12 protein-coding genes are annotated in these 20,255 nt (G+C 68.6%); 5 read left to right on the forward strand and 7 right to left on the reverse strand.

Translation table 11 applies throughout. The annotated features are described in order from the left end of the window. Positions 1 to 25: 25 nt before the first annotated feature. The gene (locus ABZ342_RS26220; RefSeq protein WP_360477973.1) at positions 26 to 2,359 is read right to left on the reverse strand and encodes a GH92 family glycosyl hydrolase; all 2,334 of its coding nucleotides are present in this window, start codon (positions 2,357 to 2,359) and stop codon (positions 26 to 28) included. A gap of 327 nt (positions 2,360 to 2,686) precedes the next feature. On the opposite strand from ABZ342_RS26220, the gene ABZ342_RS26225 reads away from it, so the two are divergent. Next, entirely contained in the window at positions 2,687 to 3,136 is a 450-nt protein-coding gene (locus ABZ342_RS26225; protein WP_360477976.1) for a hypothetical protein, read from the forward strand. 41 nt (positions 3,137 to 3,177) lie between these two features. Here the strand turns inward: ABZ342_RS26225 and ABZ342_RS26230 are convergent, their stop codons facing one another. Then, positions 3,178 to 5,349 carry a 3-hydroxyacyl-CoA dehydrogenase NAD-binding domain-containing protein gene (locus ABZ342_RS26230; protein ID WP_360477979.1) on the reverse strand — a complete coding sequence of 724 codons (2,172 nt, stop codon included), beginning with the start codon at positions 5,347 to 5,349 and terminating at the stop codon, positions 3,178 to 3,180. An 8-nt stretch (positions 5,350 to 5,357) separates the two neighbouring features. Continuing rightward, a complete protein-coding gene (locus ABZ342_RS26235; RefSeq protein WP_155541188.1) occupies positions 5,358 to 6,569 on the reverse strand; it encodes an acetyl-CoA C-acetyltransferase in 1,212 nt (403 codons plus the stop codon). 149 nt (positions 6,570 to 6,718) lie between these two features. On the opposite strand from ABZ342_RS26235, the gene ABZ342_RS26240 reads away from it, so the two are divergent. From ABZ342_RS26240 to ABZ342_RS26250, 3 genes are all read left to right on the forward strand, one after another. After that, a complete protein-coding gene (locus ABZ342_RS26240) occupies positions 6,719 to 7,900 on the forward strand; it encodes a TetR/AcrR family transcriptional regulator (RefSeq protein ID WP_360477983.1) in 1,182 nt (393 codons plus the stop codon). Between the two features lie 286 nt (positions 7,901 to 8,186). Next, positions 8,187 to 8,378, forward strand: coding sequence for a hypothetical protein (locus tag ABZ342_RS26245; protein WP_360477986.1), 192 nt, complete (start codon positions 8,187 to 8,189; stop codon positions 8,376 to 8,378). An 18-nt stretch (positions 8,379 to 8,396) separates the two neighbouring features. Next, positions 8,397 to 10,193 carry an HEXXH motif domain-containing protein gene (locus tag ABZ342_RS26250; protein ID WP_360477989.1) on the forward strand — a complete coding sequence of 599 codons (1,797 nt, stop codon included), beginning with the start codon at positions 8,397 to 8,399 and terminating at the stop codon, positions 10,191 to 10,193. A 6-nt stretch (positions 10,194 to 10,199) separates the two neighbouring features. On the opposite strand, the gene fxsT is transcribed toward ABZ342_RS26250, so the two are convergent. From fxsT to ABZ342_RS26270, 4 genes are all read right to left on the reverse strand, one after another. Then, on the reverse strand, positions 10,200 to 14,483 hold the full coding sequence (fxsT, locus tag ABZ342_RS26255; protein ID WP_360477992.1) for an FxSxx-COOH system tetratricopeptide repeat protein: 4,284 nt from the start codon (positions 14,481 to 14,483) through the stop codon (positions 10,200 to 10,202). A 1-nt stretch (position 14,484) separates the two neighbouring features. Further along, positions 14,485 to 15,528, reverse strand: coding sequence for an AAA family ATPase (locus ABZ342_RS26260; protein WP_360477995.1), 1,044 nt, complete (start codon positions 15,526 to 15,528; stop codon positions 14,485 to 14,487). Beyond that, positions 15,506 to 17,035, reverse strand: coding sequence for a hypothetical protein (locus tag ABZ342_RS26265; RefSeq protein ID WP_360477998.1), 1,530 nt, complete (start codon positions 17,033 to 17,035; stop codon positions 15,506 to 15,508). The genes ABZ342_RS26260 and ABZ342_RS26265 overlap by 23 nt, the downstream gene beginning before the upstream one ends. A gap of 128 nt (positions 17,036 to 17,163) precedes the next feature. Further along, on the reverse strand, positions 17,164 to 18,054 hold the full coding sequence (locus tag ABZ342_RS26270; protein ID WP_360478028.1) for a hypothetical protein: 891 nt from the start codon (positions 18,052 to 18,054) through the stop codon (positions 17,164 to 17,166). A gap of 872 nt (positions 18,055 to 18,926) precedes the next feature. Here ABZ342_RS26270 and ABZ342_RS26275 point away from each other — a divergent pair. Continuing rightward, entirely contained in the window at positions 18,927 to 20,252 is a 1,326-nt protein-coding gene (locus ABZ342_RS26275) for an HEXXH motif-containing putative peptide modification protein (protein WP_360478001.1), read from the forward strand. Positions 20,253 to 20,255: the final 3 nt, after the last annotated feature.

Here is a 20,255-nt window from a genome sequence, read left to right on the forward strand (position 1 = left end):
GCCATGAAGGTGCCCTTCACGGAATTCAGCTCCCCCAGGCGGTCGGGGTCTCGGACAGGCGGAAGTCCAGGCTTCCGCCGCGCAGGAACGAGGCGTCGACCTTCCAGTCGCGCTGCGGCTTGCCTCCACGGCGGACGTCCTGGACGTACTTTCCGCTGCCCGACGTCGTGATCCGGATCGGCGCGCCACCCGCCGGCCGGATCACCGCGCTCGGGAACAGCGGGCTCGAGAGCAACAGGTCACCCGAACCCGGCGTCCGCGGGTAGATGCCGAGCGCGGCGAAGACGTACCAGGCGGACATCGTGCCGAGGTCGTCGTTGCCGGGCAGCCCCGACGGTCCGGTCGCGTAGACGGAGTTCACCAGCTGCCGCACGGTTTCCTGTGTTTTCCACGGCTGCCCGAGTTCGTTGTACAGCCACGGCGCGTGGATGTCGGGCTCGTTGGTCGGGTCATACTTGAGCGGGCCGCCGCCCTTGAGCTGCCAGTTGCCGTTCGCGTCGTGGAAGAAGCCATCGAGCCGGGTGACCGCGGCGGTTTTGCCGCCCATCGCGTCGGCTAGGCCGGAGACGTCCTGCGGGACCATCCAGGTGTAGGCGGCCGCACTGCCCTGGGCGAAGCCGCGGTCGCTCGCCGGGTCGAACGGTGTCACCCAGCCGCCGTCGACGTTCCGGGCCTGCATGTACCCGGTCCCCGGGTTGAACACATTCAGCCAGTAAGCCCCTCGAGCGCGCATCTCCGCGGCTTCGCGAGAGCGGCCGAGCTGCTCCGCGAAATGTCCGATTGCGGAGTCGGCGACCGCGTCTTCCAGCGTCTCGGCGGCGCCGCCCCAGCAGTGGCAGACGTCGTTGGGCGCGTAGTACGACGTAAGGTACTGCGCGAGGTTCGGGCGCTGGCCGACGCACTGCCCGGGACAGCCGCCGTCCTGCAGCCCCTCCGGACGCGGGACCGTCGCCTGCTTGTACAGCGAGTCGAACGCGCCGCGGTAGTCGAAGTTGCGGACGCCCATCGCGTAGAAGGTCGCGATCGTCGCCGCCGACGGGTCGCCGGTCATGACGTGCGTCGCGCCGTTGACGTGCACCCAGCGGTCCCAGACGCCGTCGTTCTGCTTCGCGTAGTTGTAGAGCGACTGCGCGAAGTTCCCGGCGACGCGCGGTTCGAGCAGCGCGAGCAGCTGGATCTGTGCGCGGTACTGGTCCCAGCCGGAGAAGTTCGAGTACTGCGCGTCCTGCCCGCGTTCGACGCGGTGCGGCTTCCGGTCCATCCCCAGGTACTGACCGTCGACGTCGCTGACGAGGTTGGGCTGCTGCAGGCCGTGATAAAGCGCGGTCGTGAAGACGATCCGCTGGTTGGCGGTGCCGCCTTGAACATCGACGCGGCTCAGCTCGGAGTTCCAGGCCTGCTTGGTCTTGTTCGCGATGCTGTCCACAGTGGACCTGGCCGGCTGCTCGGCGCGGAGGTTGCGTTCCGCGCCTTCGAGCGACACGTACGAGATCGCGATCCGCATGGTGACCTTGCTGCCGGGCGCGAAGGTGACATAGCCGCCGGAGCCACGTCCGGCGCGGTCCTTGCCGGTCGCGTAGCCCTCGCCGCCGGTCTGGTCGGTGCCGCCGGGCTGGAGTGTCGCGTCCTTCCACGTCCCGGTGCCGGTGACGGGCCGGTCGAACTGCGCCGTGAAGTACAGGCGGTAGTAGGACTTGCGGTTGTTGACGCCGCCGTTCGCGCGGCGACCGCAGAAGGCGCCGGTGAGGACGGACCCGGTGACCTTGCCGTGCTGCGCGTCGATGTGGGTCTCGGCGTCCTCGCTGCCGTTGAGGGAGTTCGACGTCCGGAAGAGCAGGCTGGCGGGCTTGTCCGCGGGGTACTGCAGGGTGCCGATCGCGGTGCGTTCGGTGGTCGCGACATCGGTCGTCACGGCGTTGGCCAGGCCGAGACGGTACCGCCCCGGCGACGCTGCTTCGTCGGCGTGGCTGAAGTTGCTCGCGTAGACGGCGTCGGTGGTGTCGGCGGTCGGCGAGGAGGTGACGTCGCCGGCGAAGGGCAGGATCGGCACGTCACCCGCGGCGCCGGGGTTGCAGCCGGCGCCGTTAACGTGCGTTAACGCGAAGCCGCGGACGCGGGTGGTGTCGTACTGGTAGCCGTTTGCGGCGCCGGTGCTCGTCTGGTCCCCACGCGTACTGGTCGGGCTCCAGGAGAGCATGCCGAAGGGTGCAGTAGCGCCGGGATAGGTGTTCCCGTCCCCGGCCGAACCGATCAGCGGATCAACGAAGTCGGCGGGACTCAGATCGGCGGCGGCTGACATCGTTGTCAAAGCTGAGGCGAACAAGGCGGCAGCCAGTGCCACCGTGACGGAACGGCGCATGGGCGGAGATTAACCCGCTTTGTTGGCTTCGCGGCGAACTCCGGGTGGACAGCTTGCCGGACACTTCGGGCCGCGGCGAAAACGACGACAGCAGCCCGACCCTGGCCCCGATGTCGCGTTGCACACTGCCCCAGCCGCGGTCGTGCCCGGCGGCGTGGAGTCCGCTGATCTACCACTTCCGGCACTACTTCGGGCTGGGCCCGGAACTCGGGCGCAGCTTCCGCTCGGAAACGCGGGGCAGGCCAACCGCGTAACAAGTCCATCACTCCGGCAACAACCCGGCTCGGTGGCGCGACCTCAGGTGAAGTTCGATCACGGAGGCCGTCGATGTCCGAAACCGAAGTCGTCACACCAGCCCGGCTGCTGACGAGAAGACCGGTCCTCGCCTTCGCCCTGGGCACAGTTCTGGCCATCGCGGTCGCGGTGCTCGTCTCGATCGCCACGGCCCGCCCGGCGACCTTCGAGATCAAGGGCAGCGTGAGCTACAACTGCTACCCGTGTGGACTGTCGGGTCACGACGAAATCGACGACGGCGCCCAGGTCACCGTCGCGAACGAGAAGAACGAAATCATCGGCGTCACCACGCTGAAGCTGGTGAAACTCGACGACCCGCAACTCGCGGGCCTGGATCTCTACAACCGGACCTTCACGTTCAGGTTCACCGGTATCGAGAAGGGCGAAGCCCGCTACGGCTTCCACGCCGGCGACAACACCCGCGCCACCGTCTGGAAGACCGAGACCGAAGCCGCCGAGGAAGTGAATCTGGTCGTGAAATGACGAAGGCCGCCACCGGAGTGACGGCCTTCGACGTTCAGCGCTTATTCGTAGATCTCGCCCTTCGCGGCCTTCTCCACGAGCGAAGCAGGCGGCTCGAAGTGATCGCCGTACCGCGCAGCCAGTTCACGGGACCGGTCGACGAAGCCCTGCAGGCCACCCTCGTACTGGTTGATGTACTGGATGACACCACCGGTCCACGCCGGGAAGCCGATGCCGAAGATGGAGCCGATGTTGGCGTCCGCCACCGACGTCAGCACGCCCTCGTCGAAGCACTTCACCGTCTCGAGCGCCTCGGCGAACAGCATCCGCTCCTTGAGGTCCTCGAACGGGACCTCCGTCGAGCCGGACTTGAACGCGTCGCGCAGCCCCGGCCACAGCCCGGTCCGCTTGCCGTCCTCGCCGTACTCGTAGAAGCCCGCGCCCGTCGAACGCCCCTTGCGGTCGAACTCCTCGACCATCCGGTCGATGACGCCTTCCGACGCGTGCGCCTTCCACGTGCCGCCCGCGGCCTCGATCGCTTCGCGCGTCTCCTTGCGGATCTTGCGCGGCAGGGTCAGCGTCAGCTCGTCCATCAGCTGCAGCGGCGGCGCCGGGTAACCGGCCTGCGAACCCGCCTGCTCGATCGACGCCGGCTCGACGCCCTCGCCCAGCGCGGCGACGGCCTCGTTGATGAACGTCCCGATCACGCGCGAGGTGAAGAAGCCGCGGCTGTCGTTGACGACGATCGGGGTCTTCTTGATCTGCAGCGTGTAGTCGAAGACCTTCGCCAGCGTCGCCGGCGACGTCTTCTCGCCGCAGATGATCTCGACCAGCGGCATCTTGTCCACCGGCGAGAAGAAGTGGATACCGATGAAGTCCTCGGTGCGCTGCACGCCCTCGGCGAGGGTGGTGATCGGCAGCGTCGAGGTGTTGGAGCCCAGCACCGCGTCGGCGTTGACGACGCTCTCGATCTCGCCGAACACCTTGTGCTTCAGCTCGACGCTCTCGAACACGGCCTCGATGACGAAGTCGACGCCCGCGAAGTCGGCCGGGTCGGCGGTCGGCTTGATCTTCGCCAGCAGCGCGTCCGACTTCTCCTGCGTGGTCTTGCCGCGCGAAAGAGCCTTCTGCTCGATCTTGGCCGCGTAGCCCTTGCCCTTCTCGGCCGCCTCCTGCGAGACGTCCTTGAGGACGACGTCGATGCCGGCCTTCGCCGACACGTACGCGATCGCCGCGCCCATCATGCCCGCGCCCAGCACGCCCACCTTGCGAGCGGTGTACTTCTCGAAGCCGTCCGGCCGCGAACCACCCGAGTTGATGGTCTGCAGGTCGAAGAAGAACGCCTTCGTCATGTTCTTCGAAACCTGGCCGGTGGCGAGGTGGATGAAGTAGCGCGTCTCGATGAGGATCGCGGTGTCGAAGTCGACCTGCGCGCCCTCGATCGCGGCGGCCAGGATCGCCCGCGGCGCCGGCATGTTCGCGCCCTTGATCTGCTTGCGCAGGTTCGCCGGGAACGCCGGGAGGTTGGCCGCGAAGCTCGGGTTCGACGGCGTGCCGCCGGGGATCTTGTAGCCCTTGACGTCCCAGGGCTGGACGCCACCCTCGGGGTTCGCCTTGATCCACGCCTTCGCGGCGGGGACGAGCTCCTCGACGGTGTCGACGACCTCGTGCACCAGGCCCAGCTCGAGCGCCTTGCGCGGCCGGTGGCGCTGGCCCTGCAGCAGGACGTTCAGCAGCGCGCTCTGGATACCCAGCAATCGGACAGTGCGCACGACACCGCCGCCGCCGGGCAGCAGGCCCAGCGTCACCTCGGGCAGGCCGATCTGGCTGCCCTTGGCGTCGGCGGCGATGCGGTGGTGCGTCGCCAGCGCGATCTCCAGGCCACCGCCGAGCGCGGCGCCGTTGATCGCCGCGACGACCGGCTTGCCGAGCTGCTCGATGCGGCGCATCTGCCCCTTCATCAGGGTGCTGCCCTCGGTCAGCTCGACCGCGTTCTCCGGCTTGGCCTGGATGAGGTCGTTCAGGTCGCCGCCGGCGAAGAACGTCTTCTTGGCGGACGTGATGACGACGCCGGTGATGGAGTCCTTCTCGGCCTCCAGGCGGTCCACGGTGACGCCGAGCGACTCGCGGAAGTCGGCGTTCATCGTGTTCGCCGACTGGTTCGGGTCGTCCAGGGTCAGCGTGACGATGCCGTCGGAGTCCTGCTCCCAGCGGATGGTCTTGCTCTCGGCCATTGTGGTCCTCACACCCGCTCGATGATGGTCGCGACGCCCATGCCGCCGCCGATGCACAGGGTCACCAGGGCGCGGCGCGCCTGGCGGCGTTCGAGCTCGTCGACCACGGTGCCGACCAGCATCGCGCCGGTGGCGCCGAGCGGGTGGCCCATGGCGATCGCGCCGCCGTTGACGTTGACCTTCTCCTCGTCGAGGTGCAGGTCCTTGATCCACTTGAGCACGACGGACGCGAACGCCTCGTTGAGCTCCCACAGGTCGATGTCCTCGGGCTTGAGGCCCGCGGTCTTCAAGACCTTTTCGGTGGCCGGGGTCGGGCCGGTGAGCATGATCGTCGGCTCGGAGCCGATCGACGCCGTCGCCACGATCCGGGCGCGCGGCGTCAACCCGAAGGTCTTGCCGATCTGCTCGGAGCCGACAAGCACCAGCGCGGCGCCGTCGACGATGCCGGAGGAGTTACCGCCGGTGTGGACGTGGTTGATGCGCTCGACCGAGTGGTACTTCTGCAGCGCGACGGCGTCGAAGCCGCCGAGCTCGCCGATGCCGGCGAAGGCGGGCTTGAGCTTGCCGAGGCTCTCGACGGTGGAGCCGGGACGGCGGTGCTCGTCGTGGTCGAGGACCGTGACGCCGTTGATGTCCTTGACCGGGACGACGGACTTGGCGAAGTAGCCGCCGGACCAGGCCGCTTCGGCGCGGTCCTGCGAGCGGACGGCCCAGCGGTCGACGTCCTCGCGGGAGAAGCCCTCGATGGTCGCGATCAGGTCGGCGCCGGTACCCTGCGGGACGATGTAGTTGTCGTACGCGGTGGCCGGGTCCATGAAGAGCGCGCCGCCGTCGGAGCCCATCGGCACGCGCGACATCGACTCGACGCCGCCGGCGATGATCAGGTTGTCCCAGCCGGAACGGACCTTCTGCGCGGCGGTGTTGGTGGCCTCCAGGCCGGAGGCGCAGAAGCGGTTGAGCTGCACACCCGCGACGGTCTCGGGCAGGCCCGCGTTCAGCGCGGCGGTGCGCGCGATGACGGCGCCCTGCTCGCCGACCGGGGAGACGACGCCGAGTACGACGTCGTCGATCACCGCGGGGTCGAGGTTCGGGTGGCGGACCTTGAGTTCGTTGATCAGGCCGACCACCAGGTCGACCGGCTTGGTGCCGTGCAGGGCACCGCCCTTGTTCTTGCCGCGAGGCGTGCGGATCGCCTCGTAGATGTAGGCCTCGCTACTCACAGAACAACTCCTCGCGAGCGGGTGGGACGTCTTCGTACCTTGGCCGATGATACCGACCAGTAGCGCTAATGGCCATTAACATATCGCCGGATAACCCCATGGTGTCAATGGGTTGCGGGTGTGCCGTTAGCCGCTATCGTCGACTCACCATGACCGACTCCGTACGTAGTGCACGCCCCCGCGACCGCAAGGCCCAGCTGGCCGCGGTGGCAGCGGAGCTGTTCCGCGCGCGCGGCTTCCCCGGAGTCGGCATCAAGGACATAGCGGACGCGGCGGGCGTCACCGGCCCGGCGATCTATCGTCACTTCGCGGACAAGCAGGCGATCCTGGCTTACGTCGTACTAAGCGGCTTCGAGGACCTCGAGGCGGCGACAGCGGAGGCCCTGTCGGACTCGGTTTCGCCCGCTGACCAGCTGGAATCCCTCCTCGGCCGACTCGCGGCGCAGGCCGTGGAGCGCCGCGAGATCGCGGCGCTGTGGCGCTGGGAGGGACGTCATCTCCCCAAAGAGGACCAGCGCGAGATCGCCCGACGTTCGACGCTGGCGCTGACGACGTGGTCGAAAGCGCTGATGACTCGACGCCCGGACTTGCCGGCCGAGGACGCCGAGTTGCTCTGCTGGGCGGCGCTGTCGGTGTTCGGCAGCGTGAGCGTCCACCACACGTCGGTGGCGCGCCGCCGGTTCGCCGCGCTACTGGTCGAACTGGCCTTGGGTGTGCTGAACGCCACACTGCCGACGCCGTCTTCACCATCGCCTTCTTCGGCACTGAGCTTGGGCACGCCCTCCCGCCGCGAGCAGGTCTTGGCGGCGGCAACGGGCCTGTTCGCCCAGCGCGGCTTCCACGACGTGAGCATGGAGGACATCGGAGCGGCGACGGGCATCGCGGGCCCGAGCGTCTACCGCCACTTCCCAAGCAAGGCAGCCTTGATGGTGGCGATCGGCCACCGCGCGGCCGACCGCCTGGCGCTGGCGGCCGAACGAGCCCTGCAGACGTCCGACGAGCTTTCCGCCCTGCGCCGGCTGGCGGCGTCGTACGTGCACACGATCCTGCACACGCCGGAGCTGCTGGTGTCGTTCTCGGCGGACCGGGTGACGATGCCCGATCGCGACAAGGCCGATCTGCTGCGCGTGCAGCGGGACTACGTGGCGCAGTGGGTGACGCTGCTTTCGTCAGTGCGACCTGAGTTGCCCCCGCGAGAAGCGAAGATCACGGTGCACGCGGCGCTGACCATCGCGAACGACCTGGCCCGCACCCGCCGGCTGGCTGCGCGGCCGAACTTCGAAGCCGAGCTGACGACGCTGCTGCACACCGTCCTCGGCATCGAGGACTAGCCCCAGCCGCAGAAGATCCTTGCCGTCGCAAAGGTGGAATCAACCGGGAATTGCACCCACCCGGTCGTACCCAAGCGCAACCTATCCATAACACTGCGTACCCAATTTTGGTCAGCTTGGCCGAGCCGGCGCGTGTATCGAATACACGTTCGATCAAGACGTGGCTCGCAAACCCCTGCAACCAGCGTAAACGCCTAACCGGGGCCACCCTATTGGAGCAATGTGCGGCGTGATAACTTACGCGCGTTCCCATCGATTCGGTAGTTACGGAAGAGGAAATATCGGCATGCGGTCGCCGGATGGCAATGAGCAACCGGGGATCAAATCCGAACTCCTCGACCTGAGTGCGTTCTCGCTGTCGGAATTGCGAAAACTCGACCCCGCCGCGTTTCGTCGTTCGATTCGTCACGCTGCGGACCGGACCGCTCACATCCCGGTGACCGCGAGCGGCAGCCAAGGCGCCAAACGCGTCGACTGAAAGCGCTCCGGAGAGCTCATGGTGCACACGAAGAATCATGTGACGTCCGTTCCGGACCTGCACTCGGTTTCCTGGGACAGCTTCGACAAGCTGGCGGTCGGTGCCGGTGGGATGAGCACCGGGAGCGTGCTGCGCAGCGCCGATCGCAGCCGCCGGTTGCTTCTGCTGTCCGGTCTCGTGAACCTGGCCGAGGCGGACGAACGGTTGACAGGTCCGCTCACGTCCGTCGAAACAGCCTGGGATCTGCTGGTCCGGGCCGAGGAAACCGACCCGGACGCGCTGGAGCGGGTGATCGCCCACCCGTATACCGGAAGCTGGGCGGGCTACACGACCCGCTTGATCGAGCAGGACCTGATGGGCGAAGGCCCGCTCTGGGTCCATTACGGCTACCTCCACACCCTGGCCGCGGCCGCGGCCATCCACGCGGGCCTGGACTTCTCCATCCGAGTCCCGGTCTGGGACGACGTCGTCGTGCTGCCGACGCTGGGCGCCGCCCAGTTGGCCGAAGGCGGCGGGTTCACGACCGCCGAAGTGCGCGGGTCCGCCGGGTCCTTCACGATCGGCGGTGATCGCTCCCAGGCCACGCCCGATACGCCGGCCTGGAGCCCCCTCCGAGAATTCCGCTTCGAGTCCCAGGGCCGGGTTTTGGCGCTGCGCCTCGACGACCTGGACCCGCATCGCGGCCTCTACCACCCGATTCCGCCGGATCGGCTGACGGAGACCGAAGCGTCGGGCTGGCACGACCTGCTCGGCGAAGCGTGGCGACTGATCGTCGAGCATCTGCCTGAGTACGCGGAGATCCTACCTGCGGACCTGACGTCGATCGTGCCGAACCCGGCCGTCCCGTTCCGGCTCCCCAGCGCTTCGACCGGCGAAGCGTTCGGGAGCGCGGTCATCGCCTCGCCCGAGGCTGAAGAGCCCGCCACTCTCGCCGCGGCTCTGGTGCACGAGTTCCAGCACATCCGACTTGGCGGCTTGTTGCAATTGGCGCGGCTGCACGACGACGACCGCACCGAACGGCTCTACGCCCCGTGGCGGGAAGACCCACGCCCGCTCGGTGGGCTGGTGCACGGGGTCTATGCGTTCTTCGGCGTTTCGGCCTTCTGGCGCGCGCTGTCACGAGCGCACCCGGAAGACCGGTTGGCCGCCTTCGAGTTCGCTCACTGGCGCGCGCAGACATGGCAGACCCTCGAATCAATCCGGGACGACGCCGCGCTGACCGACGCGGGACGACGGTTCCTGGACGAACTCGCCACCGTTTTCGGCCCGTGGCAAAACGAACCAGGCGCCCCTGAAGCAGTGCACTGGGCGGAGAAGCTGGCCGCGGACCATTATGCCGGCTGGCGGCTCCGTCACATCCGCCCCGAGCCGGAATTGACCGCGGATCTCGCTCGCACCTGGCTTGAAGGTGAGCCCTGCCCGCGGGTGGCGTCGGGTGGCCGTCTCGACACCGTTTCGGACGGGGAGTGGGCGAACGCCCGTGCCGATCTGATCCGGGTCCGGTTCGGCCGGGACGGCGAACGCCGGCTGTCGCAGGTGTGGTCGCAGGTGCCGGGTGTGCTCGAGGGTGACCGCTGGCTGATCGCCGGCTCGGACCATGAAGCCCGTACCGCCTACCGCGCCGTGCTCGATCAGGATCCGGAGCACGCCGCGGCGCTGATCGGTCTCGGGCTTTCCCTGCCGTCCGGGCCGGCCAAGCGCGCCTTGCTCGAAATGCCGGAACTGGTGCGCGCGGTGCACCGTTTGCTGCGCGATGCGCGAACGTCACCGGCCGTCGATGAGGTGGCCAGCTGGATCGGCGAGGCGCCGGCCTGACCCTGGCTACAACGGCATCGGGTCGATGTCGCACTCCGCACGAACCGCGTTCTCCGCTGCCGTGATCGCGGGATGGCCGGGGCGCAGCATCCGGTCGGCCACCACGAGCACGTCCCGGTGCTGGCTCAATGCTTCGCGGACGCGGCCGAGCCGCTCGAGGTCCAGGGCCCGGTTGAGTCGCGCGGCGAGAGTGGTGGGGTGACTCTCGGGCAGGGCGCGGCGCAACCGCGCCAGCGTGTCGGTGTTCATCCGCAGCGATCGCTGCACGTCGCCGAGCGCGAACCAGTCGTTCGCCGTGTTGATCGCGCAGGCCAAGACGTGCGGGTGGGCCGGACCCAGCCGATCACGCAGGCCGGAGAGCGCGCGCTCGTCCCGGACCAGCGCGTTCGCCGGATCGCCGAGCAGACGCAGGGTGACGCCGATGTCGGCCTCAGCAGCCAGCGTGTGCGGGTGCCGGTCGCCCAGGCTACCCCGGTACAGCGACAGCGCCTGTTCGCCGAGTTCCAGCGACGCCGTCAGTTCGCCGGCGTTGCGCAAGTCGATCGAATGGGCGAGCGCGCAGGCCATCGCGTTGGGGTGGTCCGACCGGTACTTGAGCCGGAAACGCTGAAGGGCGCTGCCGGACAGGCTCAGCGCGGCCTCGTGGTAGCCGTCTTTGCGTTGGGCCACCGAGAGGTGGTAATCGCGGCGGATGACACCGTCGGTTCCCGAGCCGAACAGGCCACGAACGCGCTCCACGGCCCTTTCCTGTTCGATCCGCGCCCACGAGTAATCGCCAAGCTCCCGTCGGCAGATGATCATGATGTTCAGTGTCCCGATGGTCTCCCAGTTGTCGTACCCGAAGATCTCGGACCGGCGCTCATAGGTGTCCTCGCTGAGCCAGCGAGCCTGCTCGTAGTCGCCGGCCAGCAGCAGTGAGACGACGAGGTCGTGGGCCGCTTCGAGCGCCGTCGGATCGTCGTCGCCGAACAGTGAACGGACCTTTTCGTAGGTCTGCCGATTGAGGTCACGGGCTGCGAAGAAGTCGCCGTTGGCCTTCAACCCGGTCGCCACCAGCACCTCGGCACCCAGCGCCTGTTCGGATTCCGGGCCGAAGGTCCGTCGGTAGAGCCGGAGCGTCCGCCTGCTGACCTCCGACGACGCCTCGTACCGGCCGAGCACCCAGAGCACGAATCCGAGTTGCTCCGCCGCCGCAAGTGTCTGCGGGTCCTCGGCGCCGTACCGCTCCGTCCAGGCGGCGACAACCTCTTCGGAGAGGGTGAGCGCACCCGTGTGGTCCCCGGAGAAGTACAGGAACTTCATCAGGTTGAGCACCAGCCGCCGGACCCACGGATCGTCGCAGTCGATCAGCTCGGCGTGGCGGAGGTGCGGCAGCACCAGCTGATACTGCGGCCACTGCAGGGCTGCCTCGGGGTTGTTCGGATCGAGGTTGCCGAGCAGCAGGTGGGCGCCGTGCTGCATCCGGGCGCGGTTCTCGTCCGTCATCGTCGCCCGCAACACCTGCTGCGCGAGCCGGTGCAGGAGCAGCGTGCCGCTGCGGTGGTCCAGCTTCGCCAGCCGGCACCGGTTGATCTCCCGGAGCGCCCGGTCCAGCAGGACGGGGTCGCGCATCGCCGTGTCCAGCTCCGGCGCGATCGACACGCCACGGACCCCGGCGAACAGGCTGCGGGAAATCGGTTCGGCGGCGAAGAACGCGCACACCTGGAGCAGCTGATGTGCGGCCGGGTTGCGGGTCGAGAGCCCGTCGAAGGAGACGTTCCACGCCGCGGTCACGGAAATCTCGTAATCCGTCGGCCGCGGGGACAGGGTGAAGAGTTCGGCCATCTTCTCGTCGAGCAGCCGGGTGTAGGCAGCGACCGGCATCCCGGTCTCGGCCCGCCAAGCCGCGGCCTGGGCCAGTGCGATCGGCAGGTCACCCAGCTTCTCCGCCAGAGCATCGGCATCCGCCGTGGTGACTGTGCCGTCCCGGCGGCGCAGGAGGTCGACGCTTTCGGCGCGGGAGAACCGGTCGACTTCGATCGGCTCCGCAGGGAAGGAGCCGGAGGCGGCGTCGCGTGCGGTGACCAGGATCCGTCCCGGACCGCCGACCGGGAGGAACGGCCGGAGGAACTCGGGTTCGTCGGCCGCGTCGAAGACGATCAGCCAGCGGCGGTACGGCTTGCCGGCGCGGAGCGCGTCCAGGACCGCCGGTACCGCGGCGACCGTCTCGTCCGTGCCCGGCAGGCGCAGTTGCCGGGCGAGTTCCATCAAGGACGCCCGGATCTGGGATTCCTGGGTCGCGCTGACCCACCACACGAGGTCGTGGTCCCGGAGCCGCCGGTAGATGTACTCAACCGCGAGCTGGGTCTTGCCGAGGCCACCAGGCCCGTGCAAGATCGCGCTGCCGGCCGAATCCAGGCTCGCTCCGAGCCGGTCGAGCAGATCCCGGCGACCGATGAACTCCGGGTTGCGCGCGGGGACCGCGCCCCAGATCACCGGTGCGTCGGTGGTGATCCGCCGGACGCGGCGCAGGGAAGTGGCTGCTTCCTCCCGGACTTTCGCGACCAGCCGTTCGTCCGCGACTTCCGGTTCGACCGACACCGGCAGGCCCACCGCGTCCTCGGCGTCGTCCTCTCCGGCGGTGTCGGTCTCCGCCGCCGCGACCGCGAGCTCTCGCTCGTGCAACCGTTCGGCGCGCCAGGCGTACGGCCCGGAAAGCGCGCGCATCACCACGCGCTCGAGGGTCACGTCCGCGCCCTCTTCGGGCAGGTCCGCCCGGTCGGGATCGGCCAGTGCGTCCGCGATCCTCAGCAGAACGGGGTGCTGCTCGCCGAACCGCTCTCCGGCCGCGATGACGACCTGTACGGTCTCCGAGCGCCGTCCAGCCGTGAGCAGAGCCTCGCGGACCGAGGCCGAGAACGCGAAGACGGCGTCGTCCCCGGCGAGATCCGGACGGTCTGTCTGCGGACCGAGAAGCCCGCTCGTGAACACCTCTGCGAGATGCGACGTGTCAGCCTCGGGCACCAGTTCCGTCCGAACGAACCGGGCGATCGGCAGGCTGACCGGAACCGCGGCCAGCAGGGTCGCTAGGCGGAACGCCGGTGGCGTCGCGGTACCGAGGAACCGGCGGACCCGTTCCTGGGCCGTCGGCGGTCTGACCGGCTCTTCGTCGTCCCCCGTCTCGGGCATCGGCTGGTCACGCGCGAGCAGTACGGTACCCGGCACCGCCTCGGTCACCGAGCGCGAAATGAGCCGCACCCACCAGCTGAACCACCGCCCGCCCAGCTCGAGGACCGGGATCGGCACCGCGCCGTTGAGGGCCTTTTCGGGCTCCGCCATGGTCATCCAGGCGTCCGGCAGGTCGAACCCGTAGCGACGGTTCGGCCGGAACGGACCTGGTGACGTCAGCAACGCCCGGTGCAGCGGGATGCCGGCCTTCTTCCACATGTGCTGGGGCAGCAGGTGCACCAGCGCGACCGGCATGCCCCTGCTCCACTGCGCGAGCAGCGGCGAAACCAGGTCGCGTCGCCACGCCTCGCCGACCCCGTCGGTCAGGACGAGCATGAGCCGGTCGCCGTACCAGTCCAGGAGTTCGGCCACACTGTGCTGCGGCGCGTCCGGAGTGCCGCCACGCAGCACCGGGGCCAGGGAGCCATCGGTCGCCCGGGTCTCCGTTTCCAGGTACCGAATCCGAACCGTCCGGAACGCTCCGAGCTGCTGCACGAGCTTGAGGAACGATCCGACCTCCGGCCGCCACAGGACCATCGACGACCCGGCGTCGACCACCACCGTCAGATCCAGGACGCGGGTCGTCGTGGCGGGTTTCAGCACCGGGAGCCAGAGACCGTCCTGGACTGCTTGTTCAGCGGTCAGTTCCTCGTCCAGCTGGACGTCGTCGTCCCACGAGGAGGGACGCAGCTGCTTCAACGGCCGGAGGGCCCGCAGGATGTCCGGGCCACCACGCATCGTCGACGATCCAGGCGCCCGCCCGTTTCCCGGCGACCAGGCGCCGCGCTCTTGAAAGTCCCGCGCGAATCCCCCGAAGACCGGCCGTCGACGATGCCCGGCGGCCGGTTCCGGCTCCGTGACCGGTGACGACGACGGCGGATCCCCGGCCGGAGCCGGCTCGGGAGCCGGGTGCGGCGGCTCCCGCGATGGCTGGGGCTCGGGTGGGTCGGACTCCGGTACCGACTCGCCGGCTCGTCGCGCCACGGGCTCCCCGAGCACCGCCGCGAGCCAGACCGCGTCCGCGGCCTCACTCCACGACAACGCCCCGACGCGGGCCGGGCGTTCGGACGGCTCCCCGGCCATCTCAGGGCACCACGGAGTTCAACTGCCGCCAAATCGCGTCTACCAACCGGGGCCAGGACTCACCTTCCTCGTGGTAGGCCCCCGAAGTCGCGAGGTAGACGGCTTCGAGGAGCTTGTCGACCGGCAGCCCGCCGAAGGCCTCACTGCGGCTGACGAACTCTTCGATGATGCGGGACCGGTGGGTGTCGCTCGGGTCGAGCGCGTGCGCGGCCACCATCGCGGCCAGCTGTTCGATGTCCGGATCCTGGATTTCGAGCCGGAGACACCGGCGCAGAAAGGCCGGCGGGAAGTCGCGATCGCCGTTGCTGGTGATCACGACGAAGGGGAACGCGGCGCACCGGACCCGGCCGTCCGGGATCGTGGCCGTCGCGTCCGGGTCCGCCGTGAACACCTCGACTTCGCGGCTGCGGGTGCGCATCCGCACCAGCTCGGGGATCAGGAACTCGCCGTCCTCGAACAGGCTGAGCAGGTCGTTGGGCAGATCCGCTTCACTCTTATCCAGTTCGTCGATCAGCAGCACACGCGGCTGCCGTCGCGGCAGGAAGACCGTGCCGAGTTCGCCGAGTCTGAGGTACTCGCCGATCGGCGGTTCCCGGTCGGCGGTGCGGCCGGCGGCCGCTTGGGCGCGGCCGATCGCGTCGTAGTTGTAGAGACCGCCTTTGAGAGTGGTACGGGAGGTGATCGGCCACCGCAGCACCCGGCCCAGCCTCAGCTCCCGCGCGACCCGGTACGCGAGGCTCGACTTCCCGCTTCCCGGGCGGCCGGTCACCAGCAGGGGCCTACGCAAGTACAGCGCCGCGTTGACCATGTCGATCTCGTGCGGGTCGACGTGCCGGGCCGGCAGCCGGTGCTCGGAACCCAGCCGCCGGTCCGCCTCGCCCTCGTCCTGCGGTACGACGTCCTCTACCGGCAGCGGGCCGCCGTCGAACGCCCGCCACGGTGGCGGCGGTGGGAGCAGATCGGCCAGGGAGGCACCGGGGAGGGGACGGCCGGTGCCACGGTAGATCCACCAATCCGGCCGCTCAGGATGCTCTACCGCGTTCATCTGAATCCTCCCGTATCGAGTCCGGCAGGTAAGGACCGTCGTCCAGGAAAAGCAGTCTGCTCGGGTCGTCCCACAGGACGACCAGATCACGGGCGATCCGCAGGTCGACGGGAATGGTCACCTCGCGAAACGCCGCTCGCCGGGAATCCCGGGTCCGTGCGGGCAGGTCACCGAGACCACCGCTGTCGAGCAGCCAGGCGACGACCTCCTGCAGCACGTCGGTGGTGGCGTCGGGGTGCCACAGCAGCACGGGAATCCCGGAACGCAACCCCGTCGCCATCTCGTCCCCGCCGGGGCGCGGCCGCGTCGGCGGCGGACCGGCGAGGACCATCATCAACCATTTTCCGTCGCTGAGAATCGCGTCGAGCCGATGGGGCCCGGCGGTCTCCTGCGGCGAGCAGTAGTACACCCGTTCAACGGAGGGGTTCCCGCTCATCGCCTCCCATCGGATTCGCCATGCCCGGTGCCACTGCCGGGAGAACATCCGTTCCAGTGACCGGATGACGATCGGATAATCCAGGAACAGCGGCCGGGGATCGCCCGTTTCGTGTTCCTTGCACCACCGGTGCACGGGAAGGTTCACGAGCGCCCGAGGCAGCACGAATTCGAGTGCCACCTCTTCGCGGTATTCCGACCAAGCTCGTTCCGCGTCGACGATCAACTGGTCGACGTGGTACTCGAGGTCCGCGCCGCGGATGGTGGCGATGCCACCTCGGGCCGGCGGCCACTCTTGCGGATCTTCCTGGCGCCAGTGGGAGACCACGTGCCGGTCGGGGTCGATCCCGTCCAGCTCCACCATGATCACCAGGTGCAGGCGGAGTTCACCGCCGCCGTTGTGCTCGCGTTCGGTGCGGAGTTCCCGCAGCCGCGCCTCGCCCTGTACCCGCCGAGCCTGCCAGGTGTTCCATTCCCGTAGTTCGTCACCGAGCGGGCGGGCACACTTCGCGGCGACCAACTCGACGAAAGCCAGCGCCGGTGGGAGCCCGTGCGCGGGTGTGTTGAGCTCGGTCAACAGGCAGAACGCATCCCAGGCGTCACCCGGCTCGGCGGCCGGGCACGTCGCCGGGCTCGCCGCGCGCCGGACCAGGATGCCGAGCCTGGGCGGAGTGAATCCGACCAGCACGGAACGCAACCACGACAATTCCGAATCCGGCAGGAGGTCGTGCATCCGCGGTTCATGCACGAGCCGGTGCAGGAGCTCGAATTCCGGGGAAGCCGGCCGCAACATGCGCACGGCGTAATCGAGTGCGTGCATCCCACCATCCGCACGGGCACAGGCGTTGACGATGTCGATCAGCTGGTCGCGTCCGGTCGCGTGTTCCGAAAGCGTCAGCGGGAACCCGAGATTGTCGTGAATCAATTCCAGCATCAGTGACCGGCTCGGCCGGTCGGCGGCCAGTCCGGCGTTGGCGAGGAGATTGACGATCGCCTCCCGGACCGCTACTCGAACCGTGGACGGGAGGTGCAGCTCCCGGCCCGGTCCGCGGATTTGCTCACCGGCCGACACCTGACGAACCACCTCCCCGCCCGGGTGCCCGGGACCCGTGATTTTACCCATCGATCCCGGGCGGAATAGGGGCAAAAGATGGACACAAGGTACTGCGCGGTGGGACAACCGGCCGAATACCCGTTGCGTCACAACCCTTCGATGATCGCGGCGAGCGCGTCGACCTGTGGAGACTCCGGCTCCAGCGTCCTGATCGCGTCCAGCAGGTCGGCGAGGCCACGCGTGAACCGCTGACAGGTCCTGGCCAGCGCGATCACGTGCAGGCGGTCTTCGGCGTGGTGCGGAACCAGGTCCGCGATTTCCCGGCGCGGAAACAGGTCAAGCAGGAGGTGGCGGCTTTCCGCCTTTCGGACGCACGGCACCGCGAGCAAAGCGTCCACCAACGCCGAAAACACGTCTGCCACCACCGGGTGCGGCACTTCACGAACCGGGAACCCGTTGACGGCAGCGCCCAGCAGACGCAGCCAAGCTTCCGTCTTCGTTTCCTTGACCGAAACACGGATGCGGTGGTACGAGGATGCGTCCGCCGCAGGGTCGGCGCGCACGACATCCTGGTAGAACGAATCCGAAACGATCAGGGCCAGTGCCGCACCGGACCTCTTCAACGCACTCTTCGCTTCCGGCGCGTCCACCAAGCGGAACGCGTGGCTGGTCGCGTCACTGACCGTGCCGTGACTGGCTTGGTAAACCTCGCCGGCGTGGAAGGCCACGCGCAACTGCACGTGCGCTTCTTCGGCGTGCACCGCGTTGTAGCGCCGCAGTTCCGCCAGCATCCGGTCGGGCAACGCGGCCACGAGATCCGCTTTCGCCGCCTGGGCGGGCAGTTGAATCATCGCACCGTCACCGGTGTTCTCCCGGAAGAGGACGTCCCAGGGCACACCGACCTCCGCGAACGACGTGCGCAAGAGGTTCCAGAACCCGTCGTGCACCACCAGGCGGTGCGCCGTGGTGCGCCTGGGATCGTTGTAACCGGCGATGTCCAGCGCCATGATCGTCTTGTGGTACGCGGCCGAGTCCATGACCACCGGACCTCCCCGAGTTCGCGGCAGGCTGTCATTGTCACAGGTCAAGCCGTCAGCGGCTACGCTCCACCGACGTCGCGGCATCGCCCGAACGGCGTACGGCCTCCGTCCCTATCGCAATCGCCGGGAATGCGGGACAATACCAAGCGGGCCGACGGGGTCCGTTCTCCCTGTGAGAGGGGAATCGCGATGCAGGCTGCACGCTCCGGCAAGGAAGCGGGAATCGAATCCGCAGTCCTCGATCTCGGTGCGGTACCACTGTCGGAGCTGCGCACCTTGGACGGCAGCGAATTGCGCAAAGCATTGCGACACGCAGCGGAGCGGGTTTCTTATATCCCGGTGACGGCGAGTGGGAGCGGAGGAGCCAAACGAGTCGACTGACCGTGACTTCCGACGGACTCGTCCCCCATCACCTGTCGTGGACCGATTTCGACGCTTTCGCTCACGGCGCCGGCGGCCTGGAACCGGTGCGGCGGCTTCGCGCGACCGAGCGGAGCAGGCGACTGCTCCTGCTGAGAGGGATAGTCGATCAGGCCGCGAAATCCCCCGAGGCGTCCGAGCCGCTGCCGTCGCCCGAGTCGGCGTGGGAACTACTGGCCGGCGTACAGCGTCTGGCACCCGAAGCGGTCGAGACGATTTTGGCCCACCCGTACACCGGAACCTGGGCCGGCTACACCACCCGGTTGTGCAGACAGGACGTGACCGGCGTCTGCCCGTTCTGGGTGCACCTGGGCCACTTGCACTGCTTGGCCGCGGCCGCGGCGGTTCGCGCCGGTCTCCTCTTCGAGGCGGAACTCCCGATCTGGCAGGGAAACGTGTCACTACCGACCCTGGGGATGGTTCGGTTTCACAGCGGGGAAGCATTCGGGGTGGCGAGGGTAGTCGCCGACGACAACGGGATCACCTTCCTCGACCGGCGGAACACGGTCCGGTTGCCGGACGACCTCAGCGTCGAAACCACAGGCTGGCACCCGATCCGCGGGGTCACCAGCCGGCACGGCGACCGCCAGCTGACGATCAGGCTCGACGACCTCGATCCGTACCGTGGGCTGTACGAACCGGTCCCCCCGCGACGGCTCACGACGTTCGAGGTGGAGTCGTGGCGGACCGTCGTCGACGACGCGTGGCGGCTGCTCACCACCCACCTCCCGGGTGTCGCCGAAACGCTGCCCGAGTGTCTCGAGTCGGTGGTACCGGCCCCGGCGGTCGCCTTCCGGTTGCCCAGCGCGTCGACAGGTGAAGCATTCGGCAGTGCGGTCGTCGCGTACAGCAGTGATCCCGAACAGCTCGCTGCTGCCCTCGTCCACGAGTTCCAGCACATCCGGCTCGGCGGTGTCCAGCACCTGGCCAGTTTGCACACCGACGATCCCCGCGAGCGGTTCTACGCGCCTTGGCGAGACGATCCTCGGCCGATCGGTGGTGTGCTGCACGGGATCTACGCGTTCTTCGGTGTGACCGCCTTTTGGCGTGCGCTGGCCGCGACCGAACCGGACAACGCGCTCGCGTCGTTCGAGTTCGCCTTCTGGCGATCGGCGTCCTGGCGAACTCTGCGCGCGGTGTACTCGGACGAAAGCTTGACTGACACCGGACGCCGATTCCTCGACGGAATCGCGACCGAAATCGAACCCTGGCAGGAAGAACCGGTCGCGGCCGGACCGGCAGCTTGGGCGACGACGGCCGCGCTCGACCACTACGCGACCTGGCGTCTTCGGCATCTGCGTCCGGCTGTCCGCACCGTCTCGGCGCTCGCCGAGGCCTGGCGCTACCGGGATTCGTGGCCCAAGCTCGGCGAACTACCGGAACCACGGACACCTACGCCGGTTCCGGACGGCGGCTGGGCCGACGCCCGGACCGACCTGATCCGGCTCCGGCTGGGCCGGGACGGCGGTGCGACGCTGGCCGAACACGGCCCTGACGTTCCCGGCGTCACCGGCGCCGATCTGGCCTTGATCAGCGGAGCCAACGAGTCGGCGGTGGACGGCTACCGGGAGCTGTTGGTGGCAGACCCGGATCTTCCCACCGCGCTCGTCGGTCTCGGGCTGGCCCTGACGGCGCGCGGCACCGGCCCCGCGGCACGAGCGTTGCTGCACCGCCCGGAACTGGTCCGGGCGGTGCACCGAGTGCTGCGAACGAGCGCGGACGCCACCCCCGACATCGAAACCGTCGCCGGGTGGATCGGCCGGTTCACCCACTGACCA

It is taken from the genome of Amycolatopsis sp. NPDC005961 (assembly GCF_040629235.1).
In the GTDB taxonomy this organism is placed as follows: Bacteria; Actinomycetota; Actinomycetes; order Mycobacteriales; family Pseudonocardiaceae; genus Amycolatopsis; species Amycolatopsis camponoti.

Bases quoted from the DNA above. Each gene is read 5' to 3' on its own strand.
- ABZ342_RS26220 (WP_360477973.1), bottom strand. From the start codon at position 2,359: ATGCGCCGTTCCGTCACGGTGGCACTGGCTGCCGCCTTGTTCGCCTCA.
- ABZ342_RS26225 (WP_360477976.1), top strand. From the start codon at position 2,687: ATGTCCGAAACCGAAGTCGTCACACCAGCCCGGCTGCTGACGAGAAGA.
- ABZ342_RS26230 (WP_360477979.1), bottom strand. From the start codon at position 5,349: ATGGCCGAGAGCAAGACCATCCGCTGGGAGCAGGACTCCGACGGCATC.
- ABZ342_RS26240 (WP_360477983.1), top strand. From the start codon at position 6,719: ATGACCGACTCCGTACGTAGTGCACGCCCCCGCGACCGCAAGGCCCAG.
- ABZ342_RS26245 (WP_360477986.1), top strand. From the start codon at position 8,187: ATGCGGTCGCCGGATGGCAATGAGCAACCGGGGATCAAATCCGAACTC.
- ABZ342_RS26250 (WP_360477989.1), top strand. From the start codon at position 8,397: ATGGTGCACACGAAGAATCATGTGACGTCCGTTCCGGACCTGCACTCG.
- fxsT (WP_360477992.1), bottom strand. From the start codon at position 14,483: ATGGCCGGGGAGCCGTCCGAACGCCCGGCCCGCGTCGGGGCGTTGTCG.
- ABZ342_RS26260 (WP_360477995.1), bottom strand. From the start codon at position 15,528: ATGAACGCGGTAGAGCATCCTGAGCGGCCGGATTGGTGGATCTACCGT.
- ABZ342_RS26270 (WP_360478028.1), bottom strand. From the start codon at position 18,054: ATGGACTCGGCCGCGTACCACAAGACGATCATGGCGCTGGACATCGCC.